Here is a 24,726-nt window from a genome sequence, read left to right on the forward strand (position 1 = left end):
AGGATTGACGCCGTGGCAACGTTCGTTGACCGGGTCGTTCTGCATCTGCAGTCCGGCGATGGCGGGCACGGTTGTGTCTCGATCCACCGCGAGAAGTTCAAGCCCTTCGGTGGGCCGGATGGCGGCAACGGCGGGCACGGGGGCAGCGTGTCCCTGGTGGTCGACCCGCAGGTGACCACGCTGCTCGACTTCCACTACCACCCGCACGTCAAGGCCGACAACGGCAAGGGCGGTGCCGGGTCCAACCGGGACGGGGCCAACGGCCACCACCTGGTGCTCAAGGTGCCCAACGGCACCGTGGTGCAGACCCCCGACGGCACAGTGCTGGCGGACATGGTCGGCGCCGGCACCACCTTCGAGGTGGCCCGGGGCGGGCGCGGCGGGCGGGGCAACGCATCGCTGGCCAATGCCAAGCGCAAGGCTCCCGGTTTCGCCGAGCTGGGCGAGCCCGGTGACCAGCTGGACATCGTGCTGGAGCTCAAGAGCGTCGCCGACGTGGGCCTGGTGGGCTTCCCGTCGGCCGGCAAGTCGTCGCTGATCTCGGTGATCTCCGCGGCCAAGCCGAAGATCGCCGACTACCCGTTCACCACCCTCGTGCCCAACCTCGGCGTGGTCCGGATGGACAACCACACCTTCACCGTCGCCGACGTGCCGGGCCTGATCCCCGGCGCGGCCACCGGCAAGGGGCTGGGCCTGGAGTTCCTACGGCACATCGAACGCTGCGCGGTGCTGGTGCACGTCATCGACTCCGCGACCCTGGAGCCCGGGCGCGACCCGGTCGCCGACATCGACGCCATCGAGGCCGAGCTGGCCGAGTACGGTGCCGGGCTCTCCGAGCGGCCCCGGCTGGTCGCCGTGAACAAGGTCGACGTGCCGGACGGCCGGGACCTCGCCGAGATCGTGCGCCCCGACCTGGAGGAGCGCGGCTACCGGGTGTTCGAGGTCTCTGCGGCCACCCGGGAAGGGCTCAAGGAACTCACCTATGCGATGGCCGATCTTGTCGAGGCGGAGCGCAAGGCTGCGCCGCCTGCCGAGCCGACCCGGATCGTGATCCGTCCGCTCGCCGTGGACGACGACGGCTTCACCATCACGGCCGAGGCCGACGGCTCGTTCACCGTTCGCGGTGCCCGGCCGGAGCGGTGGATCAAGCAGACCAACTTCGACAACGACGAGGCGGTCGGCTACCTGGCCGACCGGCTGGCCCGGCTCGGGGTGGAAGACAAGCTGGCCAAGGCCGGCGCGCAGCCCGGTGACCTGGTCCGGATCGGTGAACGCGAGTTCGACTGGCAGCCGACGCTCTACGCCGGCGTGGACTTCGTACCCGGCAACCGAGGCACCGACGTCCGTCTGGAGGAAAAGTCGAACCGGCTCTCCGCGGCGGACCGGCTCGCTGCCCGCAAGGCCCGCCGGGTGCGGTCGGCGGACGAGGTTGGCGCGGACGAGTCGGACGACCTCGACGACATCGACGACGAGGACGACGCCGAGTAGCCCATTGCGCTCTGTGATCGGGTTGATTTCCGGAAACCTGCGCGAAATCCCCCCGTCCTAGCGTGGGGTGATGCTGATCGAGTCCCGTCCTGCCATCGATCCGGAGATCGCCGCCCTGGTCATCGCGCAGCAGCGTGAGCTGCGCGAGGCTGATGGCGGGTTGGATGGGCAGGTCTTCGTCCCACACGACGACGTCCGCTACCTGGCGGTGGTGGTGAACGGTCGGGCGGTCGCCTGCGGGGGGCTCCAGCCGATCGACGCCGAAACCGGCGAGGTCAAGCGGATGTACGTCCGGCCCGCGTACCGGGGTCGGGGCATCGCCCGTCAGTTGCTGGCCGCGCTGGAAGAGTGTGCGTTCAGGCAGGGGTACTCGGTGGTCTGCCTGGAGACGGGCACCTACCTGCCGGCCGCGATCGCGCTGTACACCTCGTGTGGCTACGACGAGGTCCCGGTCTACGGCGAGTACGTGGGCAACCCGTACAGCATCTGTTTCGCCAAGCGGCTGCCGGTCGCGGCCTGAGCGCTGGGCCGCCGCCGGTCAGGTGCCGGTGCTGGCATGCTCGACGGTCACCGGCTTCGACTCGGGTGAGGCGTGCTGGCGTAGGACGATGCTCAGCAGGATCAGCGCACCGACCGCGAGGAACTCACTCTGCCAGTTCTGCATGGACTGGAACCAGAAATCGCTCGTGCCGAGGAACTCCCACACCCCGATCGGTGGCGCGCCGCTCTGTAGCGCCTGCTCCTGGTTGTACGCGGCGGTGCCACCGAGCAGGTGGCCGATGAACGAACCGGCGAAGATCAGCAGCAGCGCGAGGGAGAGGCTGTTGCGGTAGATCACCAGCGGCAGGCCGCCGACGCGTACCGGCCAGGGTGACTGCGGGGTGGCCCGGCGCTCGTCGTCCTCCGGCCGGTCGGTCTGGCCCACCGGCTTCGACTCCGCCGAACCCCGCTGCACCAGGTACGCGGTGAGCAGCACGTAGCCCCCCATCTGGAGGAACTCCGACTCCCAGTTCTCGAAGACCGACTCGATGAAGTGCCCGCTGGTCAGGTACGCCGGCCAGCTCAGCGGCGCGGCCCCGAACTCGGTCAGCTCCTCGTTGTGGGTCTGCCAGCCGAAGACGCTCTGCAGCACGAGGAAGACCAGGAACGCCCCCAGCATGGCGACGGCCAGCGCGTTGTTGCGAAGCCAACGAGGCATATCGCACCTCCTTCGCTGATCGATTACCCCTGCGGGGGCGACCGCGAAACCCCGTAGTGCCAGGTCAGTGCCGGTCGGCGGGGTTGTCCAGGCGCCCGCCGGTGCCCGCCTGGTTCGACAGCAACAGCCCGAGCGCGAGCATCCCGAAGCCGAGCGCGAGGTGCAGCCAGTTGTCGGCGTCGTTGACCGGCAGGATGTTGGCCCCGGCCTCCGGGTCGACGGCCTCGATCGCCAGGCCGTACAGCCAGAGCGCGAGGTAGATCGCGCCACCGCCGGCCAGGAAGAGCCGGGCACCGGCGAGGCTGCGGGCCAGCACCAGACCGGCCAGCCCGAACAGCAGGTGCACCGCGTTGTGCAGGATCGACACCTGGAAGAGCCCGAGCAGCAGTGCGTCGGAGTGGTGCCCGCCGAACCTCAGCCTGCCGTAGTCGGTGGTGATGCCGGGTATGAAGCCGAGCACGCCGATCAGCAGGAAGACCCCGGCCACGGCCAACGCGACTGACTGGACCCGGGGTCGGTGGCCGGCCCGTCGGCCACCTCGCGCGTCTCGTGCCATCGCTGCCCCCTCCGTGGATCTGCCAGCCCTCGCGAACCTCACTGTCCGCAGCGGCGACGTGACGCATCCCGACGATCCTCCATTTTGAAGTCGATCCGGCCTGCCGCGCAGAGAAATGCACGAAGAGGTATGGAAGCCCGAACGCAGGGTAGGGATTTGGTCAGCGGCCGCGGCAACGCCGGCCGCATCCCCCAGCACAACCGCGACGACTTTCTGAGCGGAAGGGAAATCATGTCTTACGATCTTTCACCTACGTCTTCCACGTACGGGCAGGAGTCGACAAACGGCGGTGGCGTCCGTGACCAGGCGCGCCACGTCGGTTCCGAGGCCGCGCAGGCTGGCGGCGCGGTCGCCCAGACGGCCAAGGAGCAGGGCACCGAGGTCGGCCGTGAGGCGGCCCGGCAGGCCCGCAACCTCTACGGCGAGGCTCGCACCCAGCTCGCCAGCCAGACCGGTGAGCAGCAACGCCGGGCCGCTGGTGGGCTACGTTCGCTGGCCGACGAGATGCGCTCCATGGTCGAGCAGGGTGGCCAGGCCGGCCCGGTGAGCGAGCTGACCCGCCAGGCCGCCGACCGGGTGCACGGCGTCGCCGGCTGGCTTGAGGAGCGCGAGCCCGGCGACCTGATCAACGAGGTACGCGACTACGCGCGGCGCAACCCCGGCACCTTCCTGGTCGGCGCGGCGGTCCTCGGCGTGCTGGCCGGCCGGCTGACCCGCGGCATCTCCGCCGCTGGCGACGACTCCGGCAACGGATCTTCGACCTACCGGGGCGCTGGGGCGTACGACCCGGAGCAGACCGCGGTGATCCCGACGCCGCCGCCGACGCCAGCGCCCCGGGCGGTGCCGGACGCCGTCACGCCGGGCGGCTACCTCGACCCGACCCCCGGCACGCACGCAGCGCCGGCGTCCGGCGGCTATGCCGATCCGACCCCCGGTGGCTATGCCGATCCGGCGCCCGGTGGCTATGCCGCGCCGACGCCCGGTGGCTATGCGGACCCGGCGCCCGGTAGCTATGCCGAGCCCAACCGGGGTGACTACCCGGAGCACTCCGGCACCGGCCAGCCGCTGCCGCCGGTGACCCAGACCGACCCGCTGCCGGGCGTGCCGTCCAGCGGCAGCCCTCGCCCGTGAGCCACCGAGCCATCCGAAGGGAGGCGACGGCATGACCATGCCGACGCAGGGGTCCGGACTGGACTCCGGATACCACCCCGACGCGGGTGCCCCGCACACCGCCGCGGAGGTGAAGAGCAGCTCGCTGGGTGACCTGATGCGTCAGGTCACCACCGACCTGTCGACGCTGATGCGTCAGGAGGTCGAACTGGCCAAGGCCGAGATCCGCCAGGAGGGCAAGAAGGCCGGCAAGGCGGCCGGGCTCTTCGGCGGCGCCGGCTTCGGCGGCTACATGGTGGCGCTCTTCCTCTCGCTGGCCCTCTGGGCCGGGCTGTCGAACGTGATGGACGCCGGCTGGGCCGGGCTGATCGTGGCCGTCATCTGGGCTGCGATCGCCGCGGTCCTCTACTCCATGGCCAAGAAGAACGCACAGCACGTACGCGGGCTCAAGCAGACCAACGACAGCGTGCAGCGGATCCCCGACGCGCTCAAGCCGCACCCGGAAGGAGTCACCCGATGAGCACCGATCCCGAACAGATCCGCCGGGAGATCGAAGCCACCCGTAACAGCCTCAGCTCGGATGTGGACGCGTTGGCGTACAAGGTCAGCCCCAGCCGCATCGTCGACGACCGCAAGCAGCGGGCCCGTTCCGCTCTGCAGAATGTGAGGGACAAGGTCATGGGAACCGCGTCTGACCTCGGCCACGGCACCGGCCAGGCCGCCCACTCGGTGGGTGACCGCGCCTCGTCGGCGGCCTCCAGCGTCAGCGACGCCGCGCACTCGGCGGCGACCACTGTCAGCGATGCCGCCCACAGCGCGCCGCGGGTGATCCGGCACAAGTCCCAGGGCAACCCTCTCGCCGCCGGTCTGATCGCGTTCGGGGTCGGCTGGCTGGCCTCGTCGCTGATCCCCGCCTCCCGCCGTGAGCAGGAGGTCGCGACCCAGGTGAAGACCAAGGTCAGCGAGCACAGCGGGACGGTGACGGAGAAGCTGGGCGCGGTCGCCAGCGAACTCAAGGAGGAGTTGCGCGAGCCGGCCCAGCACGCTGCCGAGTCGGTGAAGTCCACCGCTCAGGATGCTGCCCGCGTGGTCAGGGACGACACGAAGTCCGCCGCGTACGACGTCAAGGACCAGGCCCAGCAGGCCCGGCAGCAGGTCAGCCCCTAACCCCACCCCCAAACCGCCCCGCCCGCCCCCGCTCTCCCCGCCCCGCCCCGCCCCGCCCCGCCCCCCGCTCTCCGCGATCTTGCAGTTTCGGTTCAACTTTTGCCGGGTTAGTACCCTTTGCCCCGACAGAAAGTGCAAGATCGCGGGGGCGGGGGCGGGGGCGGGGGCGGGGGCGGGGATTGCGGGTGGGGTGGGGTTAGTGGGGGCGGGGGCGGTTTTTCAGGGTTTGGGTCGGGTGGGCGGCTCGGCGGATCCGGATGTTGCCGTAGCGGACGCCGCCGAGCAGGAACCGCTGGGCGACCGCGAGCCAGCCGCACACGCCGCGCTCCAACAGCCAGATCGGGGCCGCCAGCGCCGTCGTCGGTGGGAAGAACGCGGTGCCACCCGCGCGACGGCGGCCCAGTTCGGCCAGGGCGACGGTGCCGGCCGCCGCTGCGAGCAACAGTGCGTGCCGCCGGGCGGCGACCGCCGCGGCCAGCGCCGGCAGGACCGCGAGCGCGGTCAGCAGGCGGGTCGGCTGGGCCAGATCGTCGTACGCCTGGCGAACCCGTTGGCTGCGGAAGTGGGCGGCATCCGGAGGGAGTCGGCGGACGTACAGCCAGGCCGGCGTGGCCTCGGTGCCGTCGTACGCGCGGATGGTGCGGATCAGCTCGAGGTTCTCGAAGAGCACGTCCGGGTCGTACTCGCCCATGGCGAGGAAGGTGCTACGACGCACGGCGAGGGTGCCCGGGTAGTCCGCGCCGAGCGCCCGGTTGAGCAGCGTCCGGCCGGTGTCCCACCAGGCGTGCCAGGGCAGGGGGTCGAAGTAGTTCTGTGGGCGTACCAGATCGACCCGACCGAGCAGTCGGTGCACAGCGATCAGCCCGGCATCGTCGTACCGGATGTCGTCATCGGCGATCACCACGTGCTCGTGGCGCGTCGCGCGGACGCCGGTGCACACACCGATCACCTTGCCGTTGAGCCCGCGATCGGCGGGGTCGGGTGGGAGGTGCCGGGCCAGCCCTCGCCATGCTTCGGCGTGCCGTCCGTAGAGGTGCGGTGCCGAGCCGTCGACCACGAGCACCTCGACTCTCCCCGCCAGCCAGCGCAGGTAGTCGGTCAGCTCGGGCAGGCCGGTGTCGGTGTGCCAGCGCAGCGGCAGCACGTACGCCATCGGCAGGCGGGCCGGCGGTGTGCTGGCACCGTGCCTGGCGTCCCGCCCGGCACCGATGGGGTCGACCGCGGGCATTGACGCCTCCTGGGCAGGACAACGATCGGCGGGGCGGGGTCAGGCAGTAGGTCGCCGCCGGCCGGCTGCGTTTACCCCTGTCGCCGCCGCTGAATCCCCGCGCCGACGGCGCGCCGGCTGGCCCCTCCCAGGGGCGGCGAAACCTGGTTGGCTGCTGGTGGGCCGACGGCCACGACCACGGGGAGGAAGCATGCGGGACAACAGGTCGCCACACTGGCGGCAGCGGCGAGCGGCCGATGCGCTGGGCTCTGGTCGAGACGCGAGGGCACTGATCGGGCCGCCCCGACGGCCCACGCGGCCGCACCGGTTCTTCACGGTGCACCTGGGTTTCACCGCGCCCGGCGCGGCCGATGCCCGCGAGGTGGCAGTGGCGTATGCGGAGGCGCTGAGCCTGCTCCGCCCGGAGGTGGCCCTCGGTGCGGCGGCCCTGTCGCCGGCCGACGCTTGGCACCGGGCCGAGCGGCTGTTCTGCGGTGCGGTCGGCCCGGACGGGGAGCACTGCGTCGACGTGGCCGATCACCCCGGCTTCCACCATGCCCCCGGCCCCGGCGGCCTCGGCTGGGGTGACGGCGACGGCCCAGGCGGCGGGTGACCGTCGCTCGTGCCCGCCTGGGCCGACAGCCGGGGTCAGCAACTCTGCGTCCGACAGCTTCGCCGGACAGGCGACCAAAATCGGCAGACCCTGGCATCCCGAGCAGGCCTTCGCTTGCGTCGCCGTGCCGGTGTCCGAGTTACGGGCACCGGCACGGCGACGCCATCAGCGCCGAGGTGGTGTCGGCAGTCAGTCCAGGTCGAACTCGCCGTCCTGTGCGCCGGCCACGAACGCGTCCCACTCGGCCTGGGTGAAGACCAGCACCGGTCCTTCGGGCTCGGCGGAATTGCGCATCCCGATCAGATCGTCGACGAAGGCGACTTCAACGGCGCTGTCGGAGGTGTCCCCCTCGGCCCGCTGCCAGACCGCTCGAGAGAGGTCGAAGTCGCCCTTGGGGTGTTGCGCCATGGTTCTTTCCTCCAGTGCCGAAAGCCGTGTGGGTGACCGAGTGCCGATCCCCATCGGGCAGGATAAGCGGATGCCGAGCCTGACCCGTGTAGAGGCGACCGCGCGTGGCGCGGCGATTACTGTCGAGTCCTATCAGGTGGACCTCGACCTGACCGGCGGCGCGGAGGTGTTTCGCTCCCGCGTCGCGATCCGGTTCCGGGCGACCCCCGGCACCGCGACCTTCGCCGAGGTCAAGCCCGCCAAACTGCTGGGTGTACGCCTCAACGACCGTCACCTCGACCCCGACCTGCTGACCGACAACCGGCTGCCGCTGAGCGACCTGGAGGCGGAGAACACGCTGGTCGTCGAGGCGGACATGGCGTATTCCAACGCGGGGGAGGGGATGCACCGCTTCGTCGACCCGGCCGACGGCGAGACCTACCTCTACGCGATGAGCTTCCTCGACAATGCGCAGCGCATCTTCGCCGCGTTCGACCAGCCTGACCTCAAGGCTCCCTTCGTGCTCTCGGTCACCGCGCCGCCGGAATGGACGGTCTCCGGCAACGCCGAGGTGGCCGCCAAGCCGGCTCCGGGTCGCTGGGAGTTCGCCCCGAGCGCACCGCTGGCCACGTATTTCTTCTCGCTGATCGCCGGGCCGTACCACGTCCGGCGGGCCGAGCATGATGGCGTGCCGCTGGGCATCTACTGCCGCCGTTCGCTGGCCGAGCACCTGGACGCCGACGCTGAGGAGATCTTCACCATCACCCGGCAGTGCCTGGACCGGTTCCACCAGCTCTTCACCGAGCGCTACCCGTTCGGCAAGTACGACCAGGCGTTCGTGCCCGAGTTCAACGCCGGCGCGATGGAAAACCCGGGCATCGTCACCTTCCGCGACGACTACGTGTTCAGCTCGGCCGTCACAAACACGCAGCGCGCGCAGCGGGCCAGCACCATCGCCCACGAGATGGCGCACATGTGGTTCGGTGACCTGGTCACCATGCGCTGGTGGGACGACCTGTGGTTGAACGAGTCCTTCGCGGAGTACCTGGGCTACCGGGTCGTCGCCGAGGCGACCCCCCATGACCAGGCGTGGACGACCTTCGCGATGCGCCGCAAGGCCTGGGGTTACGCGGCCGACCAGCGCCCCTCCACCCACCCGGTCGCGCCGCAGGAGGTGGCTGACGCCGACGAGGGCCTGCTCAACTTCGACGGCATCTCGTACGCCAAGGGCGCCAGCGTGCTGCGGCAGCTGGTCGCGTGGCTCGGTGACGAGGCGTTCCTCGCCGGCCTCAACGCGCACTTCGCCGCGCACCGCTTCGGCAACGCCACCCTCGCCGACCTGCTGGCCAGCCTCTCCACCGCCAGCGGCCGGGACCTTTCCGGTTGGGCCGAGGTGTGGTTGCGCCGTCCGCAGGTCAACACGCTGCGCGCCGAGGTTGCCGTCGACGCCGACGGCAGCTACACCGAGGTGGCCGTGGTGCAGACCGCCCCGGAGTCGCACCCGGTGCTGCGCCCACACCGGATCGGCGTGGGTCGTTACTCGGCGGACGGCACGGTGCAGCGCGACGAGGTGGACATCGACCCGGCTGTCGATGGTGGCCGGACGGTGCTCGGTGAGCTGGCCGGCACGCCGGCGGCCCGGCTGTTGCTGCTCAACGACGGCGACCTCACCTTCGCCAAGGTGCGCCTCGACCGGGCGTCGGCGGATGCCGTTCCGCTGATGCTGCCCGGCTTGGCCGACCCCCTCACCCGGGCGCTCCTCTGGGGCGAGGCGCTGGATGCGGTGACCGACGGGGAGCGGCCGGTCACCGCCCTGGTCGATCTTATGGTCGCCGCCCTGCCCACCGAGACTGAAGTGATCATTGCCGAGGACGTGCTCACGCTCAGCCGGTCGTTGGTGGACCGCTACCTCGACCCGCTGACCCGGTCCGCGGCGCTGGCCCGGGTCGCCGGGGCGTGCCAGCAACTGCTCGATGGCACGTCGGCGGGCGGGTCACTGCAGCTCGCCGCCGCGCGGGGCTGGATCGCCGCGACCACCGACGCGGATCTGCTCGTCGGCTGGCTCGCCGGCCGGGACGTGCCGGTCGGGTTGAAGGTCGACGCGGAGCTGCGCTGGGCGGTGGTGCGCCGGCTGGTGGTGCTGGGTGCCGCCGGCGAGGCGGAGATCGCCATCGAGGCGGCCGCCGACAACAGCTCCACGGGCGCGGAACGGGCCGCCCGCTGCCGGGCCGCTCTGCCCGACCCGGCCGCGAAGCAGGCGGCATGGGAGATCATCGTGCGGGACACCGAGCTGTCCAACCGACTGTTGGAGGCGACCGCCGAGGGTTTCTGGCAACCCGAGCAGGCCGAGCTGACCGCCGCGTACGTCGAGCGGTATTTCGCGGACATGCCGGCTGCCGCGCGTCGGCGTACCCCGTGGACGGCCGACCGGGTGGCGAAGCTGGCGTTCCCCCAACACGCCGTGGCGCTGCCGACCCGGGAGGCGGCCGCGGCGCTGCTGGCCCGTGACGACCTGACGCCCGGCCTGCGGCGGGTGGTGACCGACGCCGACGACGACCTGCGCCGCGCGCTGGTCGCCCGCACGGCGGTGGCGGCCGCGGCGGCGTGAGGCTGGGCCGCCGCGGCGGCGCGGAGCTGGGCGGGCGCGGGGTGGCTGGTGGGTCACCCCGCGCCTGGGCTCAGCGCAGCGCCGGCTCCGTCGTGACCGGAGCGTCCCAGTCGATGACGTAGCGCTGCTCGTCGGCGACGGTCTTCTCCGGGTCCAGCACGGTGCGCATCATCAGTGGTATCAGCAACGGCATCAGAGTCCGGGCGACCGGCCCCGGCGTCTTCGCCTGGTTGATCCGAGCGGCGCGGGCGGCGACCTTCTCCACCCGGGCGCGACGCAGCCGCACGTACGCGGCGAACGCCGTTTCCACGTCCGGCAGGTCGCGCAGGCAGCGGGCGAGCTGCACGGCGCTCTCGATGGCCAGCGACGCGCCCTGCCCGGAGCTGTTCGACGGCGCGTGCGCCGAGTCGCCGACCAGCACCATCCGGCCCCGGTACCAGTTCGGCACCGGCGGCATGATCTGCAACGACCCGGCCACCTGGAGTTCGTCGGCCCGGCTGGTCGCCATCAGTTCCCGGCCCGGGTCGTCGTCGCCGTAGCTGGTGCGCAGCGTGTCCAGCCACTGCGCCGCCGGCACCGCGCGCGCCTCGACGACGCTCATCGGCCGCTGCTGCGGCAGGTTGGCCCCCCACCGGGTGCCGCCGCCGGGCTCCGGCCAGTACAGGTAGTAGCCGCGCCGCCCGAACGCGAACGTCATCGTGCCCGGCTCGACGTCCACCTCGTGACGGGCGACCGCCTCGAAGCTGAGCAGCCCGGTGAACCGGGGGTCGGGCGCGGCCGGGTCGATGAGGCCGCGGACCCTGGACCGGATGCCGTCCGCGCCGACGAGGATGTCGGCGGTGGCGGTGCTGCCGTCCTCGAATCGGGCGGTCACCCCGCTGTCGGTCTGCTCGGCGTCGACGAGCCGTTTGCCGTACGCGAACGGGACGCCCTCGGCGACCGCCCGGTCGCGCAGCACGCGGTGCAGTTCGGCCCGGTGCACCACGCGCAGCGGCGGCACCCCGGCCAGGGTGGGCAGGTCGATGAGGCGGCGGCCGACGGCCATCGCGCTGCGCTCGATCGGGGTGGCGATCGCGGTCACCGCCTCGTCCGCGCCGACCGTGCGCAGCGCCGCGACGCCGTTGGGCGCGAGTGCGAGGGTGCCGCCGAGCCCGCCGGCTGTGGCGGGGTACGCCTCGTAGACGGTGGCGATGATGCCGGCGCGGTGCAGCGCGAGCGCCGTCACCGGTCCGGCGATGCCACCGCCGATGACGATCGCGGTTCGTGCCGTGGTCATGGTCTCTCCCTGGGTGTCGTCGGTTCGTGCGCGTGCGAACCGACCTGGGAGGGAGCCCGGCTATCCTCTGATTGCCGCTTCGGGCCGGGTGCCTTCCCAGGTGTCGGTTCGAGGTAAGGGCTCCGGCGGGGTGTTGGCGCACCCCGCCGGAGCCGTTCGTCAGTCGGTGGTGTCCGAGGGTGGGGTGCTGGTCCTTTCGGCCAGCTCGGTCAGCTCGGCCGGAATCTCGCCGGTCTCGTGGTAGGCCCGCCAGAAGTCCAGCCCCGGATAGGTGCCCGAGGTCAGCTCGGCGAGCAGGGCACGTAGCCAGGCCGCCTCCGCGGCCCGCATGGCAAGGTCGTACTCCGACTCCACCAGGAACAGCCGCGGGACCTCCCGCAGGTGGGCGTCGAGCGTTTCGCGGTCGTGCCGGAGCGCGTCGTCCAGCAGGTCGAGCCGCTGACGGAGCAGGTCGGTGGCCTCGTCGGGGTGCAGCGCGGCGAGGACGGACAACCCGGCGCGGAAGCGGGGGTGCTCCGGCATCGGGCTGGAGACCAGCTCGCGGGCCCAGTCGACCAGCTCGGCGCGCCCCGCGTCGGTGATCTGGTAGACGGTGCGCTCTGGCCGTCGGCCCTCGCGGACACTCTCCACCGCGTCGATCAGCTGGTGTTTGTCCAGGTTGCGGATGACCGTGTAGAAGGACCCCCACTTGAACTCCATGTCCTGGTCCTTGCCCCAGGCACGCAGTGCGGTGGCGATCTCGTACGGGTGCATCGGCCGTTGAACCAGGGCGGACAGCACAGCCAGTGCCAGCAGGTTGCTGACCTTGCGCCGCTTCGGCACGGTCACCCTCCGCTCCTCGTAACCAATTACTTGTCCACGAGTATACGCAGACGGATAGCGCGCCCGCCACCCAGTGCTGGGCCGAGACGGTCGCCCAGAACGGTCGGCCTACGATCACGGGGTGGAGGAAGATATCCGGCGGATCGGGATCATGGGTGGCACCTTCGACCCGATCCACCACGGGCACCTCGTCGCGGCCAGCGAGGTCGCGGACCGGTTCGGTCTGGACGAGGTGGTCTTCGTTCCGACCGGGCAGCCGTGGCAGAAGGCTGACGAGCCGGTCAGCCCGGCCGAGGACCGGTACCTGATGACCGTCATCGCCACCGCCTCCAACCCCCGCTTCCAGGTCAGTCGGGTCGACATCGACCGCAGCGGGCCGACCTACACGGTCGACACCCTGCGCGACCTCCAGGCTGAGTACGGCCCCAAGGTGCAGCTGTTCTTCATCACCGGCGCGGATGCCCTGCAACGCATCCTGTCCTGGAAGGACCTGGAGGAGATCTTCGAGTTGGCTCACTTCGTCGGAGTGACCCGGCCCGGCTTCCCGCTGACCGACAAGCACCTGCCGGCGGACACCGTCAGTCTGATCCAGGTCCCCGCGATGTCCATCTCGTCGACCGACTGCCGCGCCCGGGTCGCCCGGGGCGAGCCAGTTTGGTACCTGGTGCCCGACGGTGTGGTGCAGTACATCGCCAAGCGGAGCCTCTATCAGCGCTAACTGCGCCGGATATAGGCCGGTTTGTGCACCAAACTGGCCAGAACTGCAGAGTCGGGGTGTCGCCGGGTATGAGACGCTTGGAGGATCGCACGCTTGATCGAAGGAGAACGGTGACAGTTTCCGAACGCGCTCACGAGCTGGCTATCGCGGCCGCCCAGGCCGCCGCCGACAAGAAGGCGCAGGACATCGCGATCATCGACGTCGGCGACCAGCTCGCCATCACCGACGCGTTCGTGCTCGCCGCTGCCCCCAACGAGCGTCAGGTGCTGGCCATCGTCGACGCCATCGAGGAGCGCCTGCTGGAGATGCCGGAGAAGGCCAAGCCGATCCGGCGTGAAGGCGAGCGTGGTGGCCGCTGGGTGCTGCTCGACTACGTCGACATCGTGGTGCACGTCCAGCACACCGAGGAGCGCGAGTTCTACGGGCTCGACCGCCTCTGGAAGGACTGCCCCACCATCCCGTTCGTCGACCGCGACCTCGTCGAGGCCGACGCTGGGTCCGCCACCGCCGAATGACCCGACTGATCGTCTGGCGGCACGGCAACACCGACTGGAACGCCGCCAACCGCGTCCAGGGGCAGACCGACGTACCCCTCAACGAGCTGGGCCGCGACCAGGCCCGTGCCGCTGCGCCGCTGCTTGCGGCGCTGCGGCCCGACGCCATCGTGGCCAGCGACCTGAGCCGCGCCGCGGAGACCGCCGCCGCGCTCGCCGCGCTGACCGGGCTTCCGGTACGCACGGACGCCCGGCTGCGCGAGCGGCACTTCGGCCAGTGGCAGGGTCTGCACCTCACCGAGGTCGCCGAGCGATTCCCCGACGAGTACGCCCGTTGGCGGGCCGGTGACCCCGACCCGGGCGCCGATCTGGAACCGCTGCACGACCTCGGCGAACGGGTCGCCGCCGCCCTGCTGGAAGCGGCCGACGCGGCCCCCGACGGCACCGTGGTGCTCGCTACCCACGGTGGCGCCTCCCGGCAGGGCATCGGTCACCTGCTCGGCTGGGACCCGGCCGTGCTGCGCGGCGTCGGCTCCCTGGCCAACTGCCACTGGACCGAGCTGCGGCGCGCACCCAGCGCGCCGACCGTCGGTCGTTCCGAGGACGTCCGGGGTTGGCAGCTGCGGGCACACAACGTCGGCCGGATCACCGCCCCGGTCGTCGCCGACGCGATCTGAGGGCTCGCGCTTCGGCGTTCGGGCCCTCGATCGGCTAGCGTGCCGGGCATGCCCGTCGCGGTCGTCATCGATTCCACCGCCTACCTTCCGCCCGAGCTGTCGCAGGCGCACCGGCTGACGGTGATTCCGCTGACCGTCGTGCTCAACGGCGCGGAGGGCCTGGAGGGGGTGGAGACCCAGCCCGCCGATGCCACCCTGGCGCTGAGCGCCCGCCGGGTCACAGCGACCACCTCCCGTCCGGCACCCGAGCAGTTCGCCCGGACGTACCGCCAGCTGCTCGACGCCGGCGCCGACGGGGTCGTCTCAGTGCACCTCTCCGCCGCGCTGTCCGGCACGGTCGAGGCCGCCCGCCTGGCCGCTGCCGACCTGGACGGCCGGGTGGAGGTCGTGGACAGCCGCGCGGCCGGCATGGGGCTGGGCTTCCCGGCCATCGCGGCCGTCACCGCCGCCGAGGCCGGCGTCGACCTTGCCGGTGTACGCGACGCGGCGCTCGCCGCCGTCGCCCGCACCACCGTCTACTTCTACGTCGACACGCTGGAGTTCCTCCGCCGAGGCGGCCGGATCAACGCGGCCGAGGCGCTGTTCGGCACCGCCCTGTCCGTCAAGCCGATCATGCATATGCCGGACGGGGCGATCGTGCTGCGCGAGAAGGTCCGCACCGCCAGCCGAGGGGTGGCCCGGCTCGTGGACCTGGCCGTCGAAGCAGCCGGGGGCGACGACGTGGATCTCGGGGTGCACCACCTGGCCGCGCCGCAACGGGCCGAGGCGCTGCGCGCCGCGCTGACCGAGCGCCTCGGTGACCGGTTGCACGACACGTACGTCTCCGAGGCGGGCGCAGTCGTCGCCGCCCATGCCGGGCCGGGCCTGGCCTGCGTGGTCGTCCACCGGCGACCGCAGGGCTGAGCAGTGCCCCCGTCCTGCGTGGTTACCGGCGGCGGTCGCGGTGTCGGCCGGGCCGTGGTGGAGCGCCTGGTGGCGACCGGAGCCTTCGTCGTCGTGCTGGAACGAGACGCCGACGCGGCCGACTGGCTGGCCGGCCACCCGGCCGCCGACCGGCTCGCCGCGGTGATCGGCGACGCCGCGGACGAGCGGGTGGCCGAGCACGCCGCCGAGCTGGCCGAACGCGCCGCGCCCCTGACCGGCTGGGTGAACAACGCGGCGGTGTTCCGCGACGCCACGCTGCACTCCGCGTCGGCCGACACGGTGCTGGACCTGATCGGGCTGAACCTGCGCCCGGCCGTGGTGGGAGCAGCGGTGGCCGTCCGGCGGTTCCTGGCCCGCGCCGCCGGAGGCGCGATCGTCAACGTCTCGTCGCACCAGGCCCGCCGGCCCGTGTCAGGCGCCCTGCCGTACGCGACCGCGAAGGCCGCCGTCGAAGGGCTGACCCGGGCGCTGGCCGTCGAGTACGGCAGGCACGGCATCCGCGCCAACGCCGTCGCGCTCGGCTCGATCGCCACCGAGCGGCACACCGACTTCCTGGCCGCCCAGGAGCCCACCCAGGCCCAATGGATCGACGCCGAGCTGAATCGACTGCACCCGGTGGGCCGCATCGGGCGGGTCGACGAGGTGGCCGAGGCCGTCGCGTACCTGCTGTCACCAGCGGCGAGCTTCGTCAACGGGGTGATCCTGCCGGTGGACGGAGGACGAGCCGTGCTCGGCCTCGACCCGGAGGCCCACTGACCGGCTTGCGCCGCACAGCTGATCCGGCTCCTTGTGTTAGCCTCCGTACGCGCCCCAGATGGGCCTACCCCCCCGGAGGTTCTGGCTACTTCAGCCACCACGCCGAGATCGACGCGATACGCGCGTCTCTCGTGCGGGATCCGGGGCGTCGGCGCCCTCGGGGCTTTGTCATCGGTGTGGCGGGGTGAACGCTCGGGGCTTCCGGTCGGGTCTTCGGATCGACCGGGAAGACGGTACGCATGACAGTCACGTTCAACCACACCATCATCGCCAGCAAGGACAAGCACGCCTCGGCCGCGTTCTACCGGGAGCTGTTCGAGCTGCCGGAGGCGCCGTCGTGGGGGCCGTTCGTCAACATCCTGCTGGACGGCGGTGTGTTGCTCCAGTTCGCCGAGCCGCCGGTGGACATCCAGATGCAGCACTACGCCTTCATGGTTGACGACGAGTTGTTCGCACGGTGCCTGGCGTTCGTCGAGGGGCGTGGCATCACGTACTGGGCCGACCCGCAGCTGAAGCGGGAAGGGGAAACCAACACCGAGCACGGTGGGCGGGGCTTCTACTTCTTCGACCCGGCCGGCCACGCCATCGAGATCATCACCCGGCCGTACCTGTAGCGGCCCCGGCCGGTCGGGCGCGGTTGCCCCACCGGCCGTCAGCCTCGCTGCTGAGCCTCGTGGGTCGTGGGGTCCGCGCTCTCGCCCGGGCGTACGGGATTAGTACTCCAACGTCACTTCGCCTGTCTGCGCTGGTAGTGGGCTCGTCGGGCTCGGGCTTGGGATGTTCGTCGCCAGAGATCCGCATGCCGACAGATCGACGTCTCTGCCTTGTCATCACCGCCAGGACGGCCGTCTGAACTGACTACGTTCGGTTACCGCAGGGCGGAGGTGCGTGCGCGGATCGCGGCATGTGCGGATGTGCAGAGGCCGATGCGCGCTGGCTGCTATGACGGCCTCAGTCGGCGGTACCCGTTCAGGGCTTTGGTGTGGGCGGAGATCCATGCCGCGTCTCGCCGGTAGAGGTGCACGTGGCTGCGAAGGTCTTCTTGACCGGCATCGGCGCAGGTTTGAGTGAAGTGGGCGAGGTCATGCAGGCGCCGCACGGTGACAGGAAGCACAGTTGCCGGGCCCACCTTGTGGCCGTGGTGGCGGCTGTAGGTGTCACAGAGCAGGCGCAGGCGTCGGGCTCGCTGGTCCACGTCACTGTCCAGGCCGTCACCGTTGGCCGGATCGGTCAGGGGCACCAACCGGTAGGCGAGGTAGGCCAGATCCCAAACCCGTGGGCCAGGAGAGGCGGTGTCCCAGTCGATTACCCCCGTGAGCCGGCCATCGGTGAAGACCATGTTGTAGGGGGCGAAGTCGTTGTGGCAGATGACCTCGACCGGCTCGTGGGCTGGGATCTGCCAGCTCGCGTCGGCGGTGTCGAAGTCTGCGCTGGCTGCGTGTAGTTGGGCCAGGTGCCGGGCCGCGTCGGTAAGGATTTGTTCGCTCCAGATCCACTCCGGCAGCGGGTACTGCGGCACTTCACCGGTCAGGTAGGAGACGCTGTCGCGTCCGTCCTGATCGCGCCCCAGGGGCTCAGGGGCCCAGTCCAGGCCATGCTGTCTCAGGTGCCGTAGGAGTCTCTGGATCGTTGGGCTCCAGGCATCGGCCCGGCGGCGAACGCTGACGCCAACGCGTACGGCGCCGCCCATGTTGCCTCCCGCCAGCACCTCCTCCTGCCCGATCGCTGCACCGGCGTCGTGACCACTCATGCACAGCATCCTGAGTGGAGTGACAGCGCCACGACCACTGAATTTCCCAGCCGTCGCGGTAGTCGACCATCGGCAAGCCGCCCGCTCCCGATGCAGCTTTGTCGTCAAGCCGTACCTGTCTCTGCACCGGAGCCGGTACGCCGACACCAAATTACGTTGGAGTATTAGTCAGTTGGAACCCCGGCACCGCGAATTTGGAACCATGCTTGCGATCGGAGAGCACGAACGTTCCGCCCCGCTGCTCTGGCTGCCAACCACTCTTCAGGCCGCAGATGATGACCGCCCGCACCTCGGCGGGTGTGGGGTAGCCGTTGTCGACAACGTACGGCCCGGGGGTCGACAACAGGTCCGCTTCGAGTTTCTGGCTGTTCTTGCCGCCGGATCCCCAGGCCCGAACGTATACGGCCCGGTGGGAGAAACCGTCGACCTGCACGCGGTGCAGTGCCGCGCGCCACGTGAAGGTACGCCCGTCGATATGCATCTGCCGTAGTCGAGCCCGCATCTGAGCCACCTCCGTCGTCGGATCATTCAAGATCGACAAGGTGCACTCTACTTCACACTCTCCAATAGACCGCCAGGAGTTTGCTTACCGTACCTACGCTGCGCCCATGGGGGCCGTCGTTGTTCGTCGATGGATCAACCCGTTGGCCGGGGTGTACCTGTTGGTGTTCACCCTCACCGAGGCGGTCGGGACCGTGGGAGCGACTACCTGGATCCGAGCCGAGGACGCAGGCATTCCAGCCCTCCTGCTGTGGTGCGTTTCCCTGGCGGTGGCCGTGCGGGTGACCTCGCCCGGGATGCCACCGCACGTGGTCCTGTTGGTCCTCACTTCGCTGGTGAGTGCCTTTTTCATGCTCGCTGCTGCCGAGGGACTGTGGTCAACTGTGCTCACGCATCGCGGCGAGCGGGTCGTGGCCACCGTCGTTTCTCTGCGCGACGAAACGGGGAAGGTCCATCAGCTTCACTACACGCTTGCCGATCAGCACAACCAGCGTATTCCTGGGGAATTGGGGCGTTGGCCAGGGAACCCCACTGGCGCGTCGGACAAGCCGGAAGGCGCAGTGGGGCAACGAGTCACGGTGGTGCGTGATCCCCAGGGCTTGGTCGACCCACGGTTGCCGGAAGAACTCGTCGAAAGCGCGAGCGGGTGGCCCCTCTGGCCGAGCATCTTCGTCGTCACCGCTGTGCTCAGTACGCTGGCCGCCGGCCGACGCGTGATCAACGATGACGGAACGACAGGCTCGAGTCGACGGCGACCTTCTAGACGCGCTGCTGCCAAGACTGGCACTCGCCCGCGGCGGAAGCGCCCGCGGGGAAAGGCTGGTCGTCGCAAGTCCGGTCCGCCGCGCTCGGAGCCCTCGCCTCGCCAGGCCCGCCACCAATCCTGAACCATGGCTTGGCTCATCCTCTGGCGTCCGGGGCCAGCCCTGACCAGACCAGGTCAACAGTCGGAACCGGTCGCCCCTCTGGGATGAGCCGTTCGTCCGGTGCCTGGCGTACGTCGAAAGGCGTGGCATCACGTACTGGGCTGACCCGCAGCTGAGGCGGGAGGGGGACCGACACCGAGCACGGTAGGTGGGGCTTCTACTTCATGGACCCGGCGGGACACGCGATCGAGATCATCACCCGGCCGTACCTGTAGCGGGCCTGCCGGCCGTCAGCCTCGCCGCTGAGCCTCGTAGGCGCCTGTCACCTGCGCAGTGGGGTCGCCACTCCCGGCCGTGCGTACGGGATCGACCAGCAGGAAACTCGGCAGCGAGAACCGGGCACCATGCTCGCGCTCAGAGAGCATGAACGTTCCGCCCCGCTGCTCTGGCTGCCAACCGTTCTCCAGCGCATAGCTGATGACTGCCCGCACGTCGACGGCCGTGGGATAGCTGTCGTCTGTCGCACACGCCTCCGATGACGTTGGCCCGGTGATCGACAGCAGATCCGCCTCGAGTTTTTGGCTGGTCTTACCGGCACCCCAGGCTCGAACGCGGATGGCCCGGTGGCAGTCGCCGCTGCCCCGCACGCAATGAATCACCGCGCGCCACACAAAGGTGCGCCCGTCGATCCGTATTTGCCGCAGTCGAGTCCGCACGCAGCCCACCCCCCGGTCGGATCTTTGCCGATCCGTCGGCCCTGCGCCATCGCTTTCGCCGGCTGCTGCGGTGGCGGCGCAGCGCCGCCGCCCAACTTCTGGGCTGCTAGCCATGCTCCGGGTGCTGCTGAGCGCTATATAGCAGGTCTGAGCTTGATCAGGGCGTTGTCCACAGTGGCACGGGTTATCCACAGGGCGGCGTCGCCACACCTCACCGCCCTCGCCGTCGCCGTAGCGTCACCCTGTGTCGCACGACGATGAGATCGAGGTCCGCCAGCGCCTGCGCCGGCTGACGGAGGCGCCGCTGGACGTGTCGTCGCACCCGGCAGGGGCACCGCTCGTGGGCGTACCTCCGTTTGGGGGGCTGCCGCCCCGGGCCGGGGTGCCGTTGGTGGAGCCCCGGGCCGGGGCACCGTTGGTGGAGCCCCGGGCCGGGGTGCCGCTGGAGGAGCCGGACGCGGGCGTACCCCTTGCGGTAGAAGACTCGGTGGCCCCGCGGCTGTCCGGGCCTGGCGCGTTCGACCCGGGGCGACGCGGTGTGCGGGCGCTGGCCGTCGTCGCGGCGGTGGTGGTGCTGGCCGCCGCCGGATGGGCCTGGCGGTCCCGGCCGGACGCCGAGCCGGTCGCACCGCTGGGCAGCGAGGCCGCAGCGGTCACTCCGGCAGGCGACCTCAGCGCGTCCGGCTCCGGTGAGTTGGTGGTGGCGGTCGCGGGCAAGGTCCGCCGACCTGGGTTGGTGCGGTTGCCGGCCGGGTCCCGGCTCGCCGACGCGGTGCAGGCGGCCGGCGGCCCACTCCCCGGGGTCGACGTGGCGCTGCTCAACCCCGCCCGCAAGGTCACCGACGGTGAGCTGATCGTGGTCGGGATAACGCCGCCGCCGGTGCCGGCCGGGCCGCCCGGCGGTGCGGCCGCGGCCGCCGCCGGACCGCTGAACCTCAACACCGCCACCCTGGCGCAGCTCGACGCGCTGCCCGGGGTCGGGCCGGTGCTCGCCCAGCGCATCCTCGACCACCGGGACCAGCACGGCGGGTTCAAGGCGGTCGGTGACCTCCGCCAGGTCGACGGGATCGGCGACGCACGGTACGAGCAGCTCAAAGACCTGGTGACGGTGTGAGCGGCGGCGTAACTGACCCGTGCGCCCGTGGTGGCGGGCTGTCCGGCGGCCGGCCCTTCCGGGGCTAACGAAATGGACGACCGATCATTAAATTGCTTCAGTGGATAGCGATGCAATGGCGAAGAGCAACCCGCCGGCGAGTCCAAGGGGCAACAGAATGAGACCGATCCATAAGACCCAGGGGCCCCACTGAGAGTTCCTTCTCGACAGGAAGATAGATGCGGCCCCGAACAGGAACAGGGCTAGGCTGATCGCGCCGAATCCCTCGGCCCATGCGTTCAGTCGAGTCATGGCCTCGCCGTTGGCTGTCCTGGTTACTTTGACGACGCTGCCTGCGGCAACAACCTGATGAGTCTGTTCCCACGCCGTCGTCGGTGGTGATCCGGCATCCGTCGGGACGAATCGCCCCTCGCACTTGTACGAATGGTTGCGTGTTGTGTGATCCCTGGCGCACGACGTGATGGTCAATTTGCCGGGCTGTCCTTCGATTCCGGCGCCGACCTTGAAATCCCCCCACACTCCGGAGGCGAGGAAGATCACCCCGCCCAGGGTGAGCAGTAGGAGCGGGATCCGCCACAGATCCGAGAGACGCCCTTTCCAGAGCCTCGACGGATAACTGGTGGAGGTGGGTGATCCCGTATCTGCCGACCGTCGGGATGCCTCCCGTACCCAGGACAGGTCAAAAAGTACGCTTGACCACATCCCCTTGGCAGAAGTGTCGCGAACACCCAATCTCTCGTCGGCGGACCGTCGGTCGTCGGCGCCCCTGGCGTGACGCCCGGTCCGTTCAGCCGCAGCCGGACCGGAGGAGGGCGCGGGTTCTGGATCAGGTGACGGACTCCGTGCCGTTGAAGGAGTCGAATTCAACGGCTGGTCTAGTGACCCTCGGTCGCTGGCGTCCGTGGCATCACGCGGGGCTTGTTCACGCACCAGCCCGACTGTAAACGATCATGTCTTCCGGGGCAGGCGACGGACTCCCTGCTGAGGGTTGCATCGCCTCAGCCAGCACGCGGAGGATTACCGCTTCCTCCCGGTACGGCCGTAGCAGATTTAAGCATGATCAGGGGGTTGTCCACAGGCGGGTCGGCTGTCCACAGGCGAGGGACGGTCGGCGGCGCGGCCGGTCGACCCCGCCTACCGTCCGGCTGGTGTCCGATGACGACGAGACGAGGGCGCCGGAGCGACTGACCCGGCTCCTCGGTGGTGCGGCGGCTCGTCCCGCCCTGCCGGTGGGGGTCGGTGTTGCCGCACTGGGCGACGCCCCGGTGGCGGAGCCGCCAGCGAGTGAGTCGGGCAGCCGGACGGCGCCGCTGGACCTGCGGCTTGCCGGCGTTGCGGTGGCGGCCTGGCTCTCCGCCCTTGCCGTGCTCTACCTGTCAATCCGGAGCGGGGTGTTGATCGCGTCGGTGGCGGGGGCCGCCGCGCTGGCGCTGGCCGCACACCTCAGTCACGGTGCTCGCCGCTCGGTCGTGGTGCGGTTCGGCTGGATCGCCGTCGCCGTCCTGCTCGGCGTGGTCTGCGGCAGCGCGGCGACCGCAGCCCGGCTGGCCGTACGGGACGCGGCGCCACTGGCCGAGGTGGTCCGGTCCGGCGCCTCGGTCACCGCCCGGCTGGTTGTCCGTGACGACCCTCGGCAGGTGTCCGGGGCACCCGGTCGGCCAGCGATGCTGCTGTTCTCCGCCAAGCTGTCCTGGCTGAGCGAGCCGGGCACGCGGCGGATCGAGACACCGGCCAGGATCCTGGTGCTGGCCAGCGGTCCGGGCTGGCAGGATCTGTTGCCTGGGCAGCGACTTAGCGCCACCGGCCGGTTGGCGGCACCTCGGGGCGGTGACCTGACCGCCGCCGTCCTGTCGGTCAACAGCGCGCCGGTCCGATTGGGTGAGCCCCCGTGGGTGCAGCGGGCTGCCGGATCGCTTCGCTCCGGGTTGCAACGCGCCTGCCTGCCGTTGGCCGACGAGCCGGGTGGGCTGTTGCCGGGATTGGTGGTGGGCGACACGAGCCGACTGCTTGCGGCCGTCGAGGAGGACTTCAAAGCAACTGGAATGACACATTTGACGGCAGTTTCTGGCTCCAACGTGGCAATTGTCGTAGGTGCGGTGCTGTTGCTGGCCCGGTGGGCGCGGGCTGGCCCGTGGCTCGCTGCCGGGCTCTGCGGGGTGGCGCTGGTCGGCTTCGTCATCCTGGTTCGCCCGTCACCGAGCGTCGTACGGGCCGCGACGATGGGGGCGATCGGGCTCGCCGCGCTGGCCGCCGGTCGTCCACGAGCCGCGCTGCCCGCGTTGGCCGCTGCCGTCACCGTGCTGGTGCTGGCTGACCCGGAGTTGGCCGGCGACGCCGGGTTCGCGCTCTCCGTGCTGGCCACCGGCGGTCTGCTGCTGCTCGCACCCCGCTGGCGGGACGGGCTGCGGCGGCGGGGCGTCCCGCCCGGTCTGGCGGAGGCGTTGGCCGTTCCGGCGGCCGCACAACTGGCCTGCGGGCCGGTCGTCGCCGGCATCTCCGGCACGGTCAGCCTGGTGGCGGTGCCGGCCAACCTGCTGGCGGTGCCGGCCATCGCGCCAGCGACCGTGCTGGGCGTCCTGGCGGCCGCGGTGTCGCCGATCTGGCCGGCTGGTGCCGAGTTCGTCGCCTGGTTGGCGAGTTGGCCGGCCTGGTGGTTGGTGGTCATCGCCCGTCATGGCGCCCGACTGCCGGGTGGGACGCTGCCCTGGCCAGGTGGGGTGCCGGGTGCCCTGCTGCTGACCGTGTTGACCGTCGCATTGCTGGTCGCGGTGCGCCGGCCACTCGTACGGCGACTGGTGGCGGTGATCGGCGTCGCCGTGGTGCTGGGTGCCCTCCCGGTGCGGTTGGTGGCCGCCGGCTGGCCGCCAGCGGGTTGGGTGGTGGTGGTCTGCGCGGTGGGCCAGGGCGATGCCGTGGTGTTACCGGCCGGCCCCGGACGTGCCGTGGTGGTGGACGCCGGGCCGGAGCCAGGGGCGGTGGACGGTTGCCTGCGTCGGCTCGGCGTACGGGAGGTGCCGCTGCTGGTGATCAGCCACTTTCATGCCGACCATATGGGCGGGGTGGCCGGGGTGTTCCAGGGTCGACGGGTGGACGCCGTGTTGATGCCCTCGTCAACCGATCCGGATAGCGGCGGGGATGTGGTCAGAGCTGCGGCGGCCGACGGGCGGGCCTCGATGCTGACCACCGTGGCCGGTGCACGCCATCCGATTGGTGGGGTCGAACTGCTGGTGCTCGGCCCGCCGTACCCGCTGGCCGGTACGAGATCCGACCCGAACAACAACTCGCTGGTGCTGAGCGCCACGGTGGCTGGGGTGCGGATCCTGCTGCCTGGCGACGCGGAGACCGAGGAACAGCACGCGATATTGGCGCGGGCGGCGCCCGGCCAGTTGCGGGCGGACGTGTTGAAGGTCGCCCATCACGGTTCGGCGTATCAGGACCTGGGCTTCCTTGACGCGGTACGGCCGGCAGTCGCTCTCGTGCCGGTGGGCAGCGGCAACACGTACGGGCACCCGAACCTGGGGCTGCTCGCCCGGCTGAGTAGGGGAGGCGCCCGAGTGCTACGCACCGACACAGACGGCGACCTCGCGGCAATCCGGACTGATGACGGCCTGGCCGTGGTCCGGCGAGGCGTGCCAGTGGGCCGATAATGCGCCGGAGAGCTTTGATCGACACCGTATCGCCGATGTTGGGGCATCAGCTGCCTTGGGCTCAAGTGGTTGTTGCAACGGGGTGGATTCTCGTCAGGATGAGGGGTCATGCCGGGGCAGAGGTTGTCGTC

26 protein-coding genes are annotated in these 24,726 nt (G+C 70.7%); 16 read left to right on the forward strand and 10 right to left on the reverse strand.

Features of this window, described 5'->3' with window-relative positions; genetic code table 11:
* The first annotated feature begins 12 nt into the window (after positions 1-12).
* Positions 13-1,488: a GTPase ObgE gene (obgE, locus tag ACLQ28_RS32045; protein WP_425689998.1), complete on the forward strand. Its 1,476-nt coding sequence runs from the start codon at positions 13-15 to the stop codon at positions 1,486-1,488.
* 70 nt (positions 1,489-1,558) lie between these two features.
* On the forward strand, positions 1,559-2,008 hold the full coding sequence (locus tag ACLQ28_RS32050) for a GNAT family N-acetyltransferase (protein WP_425689999.1): 450 nt from the start codon (positions 1,559-1,561) through the stop codon (positions 2,006-2,008).
* Between the two features lie 18 nt (positions 2,009-2,026).
* Here ACLQ28_RS32050 and ACLQ28_RS32055 read toward each other — a convergent pair whose 3' ends face one another.
* Both ACLQ28_RS32055 and ACLQ28_RS32060 read right to left on the reverse strand, forming a co-directional pair.
* The gene (locus tag ACLQ28_RS32055) at positions 2,027-2,686 is read right to left on the reverse strand and encodes a DUF6766 family protein (RefSeq protein ID WP_425690000.1); all 660 of its coding nucleotides are present in this window, start codon (positions 2,684-2,686) and stop codon (positions 2,027-2,029) included.
* Positions 2,687-2,750: 64 nt separating this feature from the next.
* Positions 2,751-3,242, reverse strand: a complete 492-nt coding sequence (locus ACLQ28_RS32060) for a DUF4383 domain-containing protein (protein ID WP_425690001.1) — start codon at positions 3,240-3,242, stop codon at positions 2,751-2,753.
* A 231-nt stretch (positions 3,243-3,473) separates the two neighbouring features.
* Between ACLQ28_RS32060 and ACLQ28_RS32065 the strand changes: the two genes are divergently transcribed.
* The 3 genes from ACLQ28_RS32065 to ACLQ28_RS32075 are packed head-to-tail and all read left to right on the forward strand — an operon-like array spanning position 3,474 to position 5,519.
* A complete protein-coding gene (locus ACLQ28_RS32065; RefSeq protein WP_425690002.1) occupies positions 3,474-4,373 on the forward strand; it encodes a hypothetical protein in 900 nt (299 codons plus the stop codon).
* 31 nt (positions 4,374-4,404) lie between these two features.
* A complete protein-coding gene (locus tag ACLQ28_RS32070) occupies positions 4,405-4,872 on the forward strand; it encodes a phage holin family protein (RefSeq protein ID WP_110566010.1) in 468 nt (155 codons plus the stop codon).
* The gene (locus ACLQ28_RS32075; protein ID WP_425690003.1) at positions 4,869-5,519 is read left to right on the forward strand and encodes a DUF3618 domain-containing protein; all 651 of its coding nucleotides are present in this window, start codon (positions 4,869-4,871) and stop codon (positions 5,517-5,519) included. Before ACLQ28_RS32070 ends, ACLQ28_RS32075 begins: the two co-directional genes overlap by 4 nt.
* Positions 5,520-5,715: 196 nt before the next feature.
* Here ACLQ28_RS32075 and ACLQ28_RS32080 read toward each other — a convergent pair whose 3' ends face one another.
* Complete coding sequence (locus ACLQ28_RS32080; RefSeq protein ID WP_425690004.1) at positions 5,716-6,747, reverse strand: glycosyltransferase; 1,032 nt, start codon at positions 6,745-6,747, stop codon at positions 5,716-5,718.
* Between the two features lie 190 nt (positions 6,748-6,937).
* Here ACLQ28_RS32080 and ACLQ28_RS32085 point away from each other — a divergent pair, with 190 nt between their 5' ends.
* Positions 6,938-7,339 carry a hypothetical protein gene (locus tag ACLQ28_RS32085; RefSeq protein WP_425690005.1) on the forward strand — a complete coding sequence of 134 codons (402 nt, stop codon included), beginning with the start codon at positions 6,938-6,940 and terminating at the stop codon, positions 7,337-7,339.
* Between the two features lie 189 nt (positions 7,340-7,528).
* Here ACLQ28_RS32085 and ACLQ28_RS32090 read toward each other — a convergent pair whose 3' ends face one another.
* Positions 7,529-7,747: a DUF397 domain-containing protein gene (locus tag ACLQ28_RS32090; RefSeq protein WP_030491749.1), complete on the reverse strand. Its 219-nt coding sequence runs from the start codon at positions 7,745-7,747 to the stop codon at positions 7,529-7,531.
* A 70-nt stretch (positions 7,748-7,817) separates the two neighbouring features.
* Here ACLQ28_RS32090 and pepN point away from each other — a divergent pair, with 70 nt between their 5' ends.
* Positions 7,818-10,334, forward strand: a complete 2,517-nt coding sequence (gene pepN, locus ACLQ28_RS32095; RefSeq protein ID WP_425690006.1) for an aminopeptidase N — start codon at positions 7,818-7,820, stop codon at positions 10,332-10,334.
* Positions 10,335-10,404: 70 nt separating this feature from the next.
* On the opposite strand, the gene ACLQ28_RS32100 is transcribed toward pepN, so the two are convergent.
* Complete coding sequence (locus tag ACLQ28_RS32100) at positions 10,405-11,610, reverse strand: FAD-dependent monooxygenase (RefSeq protein WP_425690007.1); 1,206 nt, start codon at positions 11,608-11,610, stop codon at positions 10,405-10,407.
* A 159-nt stretch (positions 11,611-11,769) separates the two neighbouring features.
* Positions 11,770-12,438 (reverse strand): PadR family transcriptional regulator, encoded by a 669-nt coding sequence (locus tag ACLQ28_RS32105; protein ID WP_425690008.1) that lies wholly within the window; start codon positions 12,436-12,438, stop codon positions 11,770-11,772.
* A 115-nt stretch (positions 12,439-12,553) separates the two neighbouring features.
* On the opposite strand from ACLQ28_RS32105, the gene nadD reads away from it, so the two are divergent.
* The 6 genes from nadD to ACLQ28_RS32135 all read left to right on the forward strand — a co-directional run bounded on the left by nadD (position 12,554) and on the right by ACLQ28_RS32135 (position 16,615).
* Complete coding sequence (gene nadD, locus ACLQ28_RS32110; protein WP_030491753.1) at positions 12,554-13,150, forward strand: nicotinate-nucleotide adenylyltransferase; 597 nt, start codon at positions 12,554-12,556, stop codon at positions 13,148-13,150.
* 110 nt (positions 13,151-13,260) lie between these two features.
* Positions 13,261-13,665 carry a ribosome silencing factor gene (gene rsfS, locus ACLQ28_RS32115; protein WP_184177743.1) on the forward strand — a complete coding sequence of 135 codons (405 nt, stop codon included), beginning with the start codon at positions 13,261-13,263 and terminating at the stop codon, positions 13,663-13,665.
* A complete protein-coding gene (locus ACLQ28_RS32120) occupies positions 13,662-14,321 on the forward strand; it encodes a histidine phosphatase family protein (RefSeq protein ID WP_425690009.1) in 660 nt (219 codons plus the stop codon). Before rsfS ends, ACLQ28_RS32120 begins: the two co-directional genes overlap by 4 nt.
* A gap of 48 nt (positions 14,322-14,369) precedes the next feature.
* Complete coding sequence (locus ACLQ28_RS32125; RefSeq protein ID WP_425690010.1) at positions 14,370-15,224, forward strand: DegV family protein; 855 nt, start codon at positions 14,370-14,372, stop codon at positions 15,222-15,224.
* 18 nt (positions 15,225-15,242) lie between these two features.
* A complete protein-coding gene (locus ACLQ28_RS32130) occupies positions 15,243-16,001 on the forward strand; it encodes an SDR family NAD(P)-dependent oxidoreductase (protein ID WP_425690019.1) in 759 nt (252 codons plus the stop codon).
* A 239-nt stretch (positions 16,002-16,240) separates the two neighbouring features.
* Positions 16,241-16,615, forward strand: coding sequence for a VOC family protein (locus ACLQ28_RS32135; RefSeq protein ID WP_425690011.1), 375 nt, complete (start codon positions 16,241-16,243; stop codon positions 16,613-16,615).
* 326 nt (positions 16,616-16,941) lie between these two features.
* Here ACLQ28_RS32135 and ACLQ28_RS32140 read toward each other — a convergent pair whose 3' ends face one another.
* A complete protein-coding gene (locus tag ACLQ28_RS32140; RefSeq protein ID WP_425690012.1) occupies positions 16,942-17,751 on the reverse strand; it encodes a phosphotransferase enzyme family protein in 810 nt (269 codons plus the stop codon).
* A gap of 151 nt (positions 17,752-17,902) precedes the next feature.
* A complete protein-coding gene (locus tag ACLQ28_RS32145) occupies positions 17,903-18,253 on the reverse strand; it encodes an integrase (protein WP_425690013.1) in 351 nt (116 codons plus the stop codon).
* A gap of 106 nt (positions 18,254-18,359) precedes the next feature.
* Here ACLQ28_RS32145 and ACLQ28_RS32150 point away from each other — a divergent pair, with 106 nt between their 5' ends.
* Positions 18,360-19,139, forward strand: a complete 780-nt coding sequence (locus tag ACLQ28_RS32150; protein ID WP_425690014.1) for a hypothetical protein — start codon at positions 18,360-18,362, stop codon at positions 19,137-19,139.
* 269 nt (positions 19,140-19,408) lie between these two features.
* Here ACLQ28_RS32150 and ACLQ28_RS32155 read toward each other — a convergent pair whose 3' ends face one another.
* Entirely contained in the window at positions 19,409-19,834 is a 426-nt protein-coding gene (locus ACLQ28_RS32155) for an integrase (protein WP_425690015.1), read from the reverse strand.
* A gap of 244 nt (positions 19,835-20,078) precedes the next feature.
* Between ACLQ28_RS32155 and ACLQ28_RS32160 the strand changes: the two genes are divergently transcribed.
* The gene (locus tag ACLQ28_RS32160; protein WP_425690016.1) at positions 20,079-20,948 is read left to right on the forward strand and encodes a helix-hairpin-helix domain-containing protein; all 870 of its coding nucleotides are present in this window, start codon (positions 20,079-20,081) and stop codon (positions 20,946-20,948) included.
* Between the two features lie 87 nt (positions 20,949-21,035).
* Here ACLQ28_RS32160 and ACLQ28_RS32165 read toward each other — a convergent pair whose 3' ends face one another.
* A complete protein-coding gene (locus tag ACLQ28_RS32165) occupies positions 21,036-21,488 on the reverse strand; it encodes a hypothetical protein (protein ID WP_425690017.1) in 453 nt (150 codons plus the stop codon).
* A gap of 710 nt (positions 21,489-22,198) precedes the next feature.
* Between ACLQ28_RS32165 and ACLQ28_RS32170 the strand changes: the two genes are divergently transcribed.
* Positions 22,199-24,595: a ComEC/Rec2 family competence protein gene (locus tag ACLQ28_RS32170; protein WP_425690020.1), complete on the forward strand. Its 2,397-nt coding sequence runs from the start codon at positions 22,199-22,201 to the stop codon at positions 24,593-24,595.
* Positions 24,596-24,726: the final 131 nt, after the last annotated feature.

This window comes from Micromonospora sp. DT201, assembly GCF_049841575.1.
In the GTDB taxonomy this organism is placed as follows: Bacteria; Actinomycetota; Actinomycetes; order Mycobacteriales; family Micromonosporaceae; genus Micromonospora.

What these genes read in the sequence shown, in the direction of transcription:
- ACLQ28_RS32050 (WP_425689999.1), top strand. Translation starts at nt 1,559, where the DNA reads ATGCTGATCGAGTCCCGTCCTGCCATCGATCCGGAGATCGCCGCCCTG.
- ACLQ28_RS32055 (WP_425690000.1), bottom strand. Translation starts at nt 2,686, where the DNA reads ATGCCTCGTTGGCTTCGCAACAACGCGCTGGCCGTCGCCATGCTGGGG.
- ACLQ28_RS32060 (WP_425690001.1), bottom strand. Translation starts at nt 3,242, where the DNA reads ATGGCACGAGACGCGCGAGGTGGCCGACGGGCCGGCCACCGACCCCGG.
- ACLQ28_RS32065 (WP_425690002.1), top strand. Translation starts at nt 3,474, where the DNA reads ATGTCTTACGATCTTTCACCTACGTCTTCCACGTACGGGCAGGAGTCG.
- ACLQ28_RS32070 (WP_110566010.1), top strand. Translation starts at nt 4,405, where the DNA reads ATGACCATGCCGACGCAGGGGTCCGGACTGGACTCCGGATACCACCCC.
- ACLQ28_RS32075 (WP_425690003.1), top strand. Translation starts at nt 4,869, where the DNA reads ATGAGCACCGATCCCGAACAGATCCGCCGGGAGATCGAAGCCACCCGT.
- ACLQ28_RS32080 (WP_425690004.1), bottom strand. Translation starts at nt 6,747, where the DNA reads ATGCCCGCGGTCGACCCCATCGGTGCCGGGCGGGACGCCAGGCACGGT.
- ACLQ28_RS32085 (WP_425690005.1), top strand. Translation starts at nt 6,938, where the DNA reads ATGCGGGACAACAGGTCGCCACACTGGCGGCAGCGGCGAGCGGCCGAT.
- ACLQ28_RS32090 (WP_030491749.1), bottom strand. Translation starts at nt 7,747, where the DNA reads ATGGCGCAACACCCCAAGGGCGACTTCGACCTCTCTCGAGCGGTCTGG.
- pepN (WP_425690006.1), top strand. Translation starts at nt 7,818, where the DNA reads ATGCCGAGCCTGACCCGTGTAGAGGCGACCGCGCGTGGCGCGGCGATT.
- ACLQ28_RS32100 (WP_425690007.1), bottom strand. Translation starts at nt 11,610, where the DNA reads ATGACCACGGCACGAACCGCGATCGTCATCGGCGGTGGCATCGCCGGA.
- ACLQ28_RS32120 (WP_425690009.1), top strand. Translation starts at nt 13,662, where the DNA reads ATGACCCGACTGATCGTCTGGCGGCACGGCAACACCGACTGGAACGCC.
- ACLQ28_RS32125 (WP_425690010.1), top strand. Translation starts at nt 14,370, where the DNA reads ATGCCCGTCGCGGTCGTCATCGATTCCACCGCCTACCTTCCGCCCGAG.
- ACLQ28_RS32135 (WP_425690011.1), top strand. Translation starts at nt 16,241, where the DNA reads ATGACAGTCACGTTCAACCACACCATCATCGCCAGCAAGGACAAGCAC.
- ACLQ28_RS32140 (WP_425690012.1), bottom strand. Translation starts at nt 17,751, where the DNA reads ATGAGTGGTCACGACGCCGGTGCAGCGATCGGGCAGGAGGAGGTGCTG.
- ACLQ28_RS32145 (WP_425690013.1), bottom strand. Translation starts at nt 18,253, where the DNA reads ATGCGGGCTCGACTACGGCAGATGCATATCGACGGGCGTACCTTCACG.
- ACLQ28_RS32150 (WP_425690014.1), top strand. Translation starts at nt 18,360, where the DNA reads ATGGGGGCCGTCGTTGTTCGTCGATGGATCAACCCGTTGGCCGGGGTG.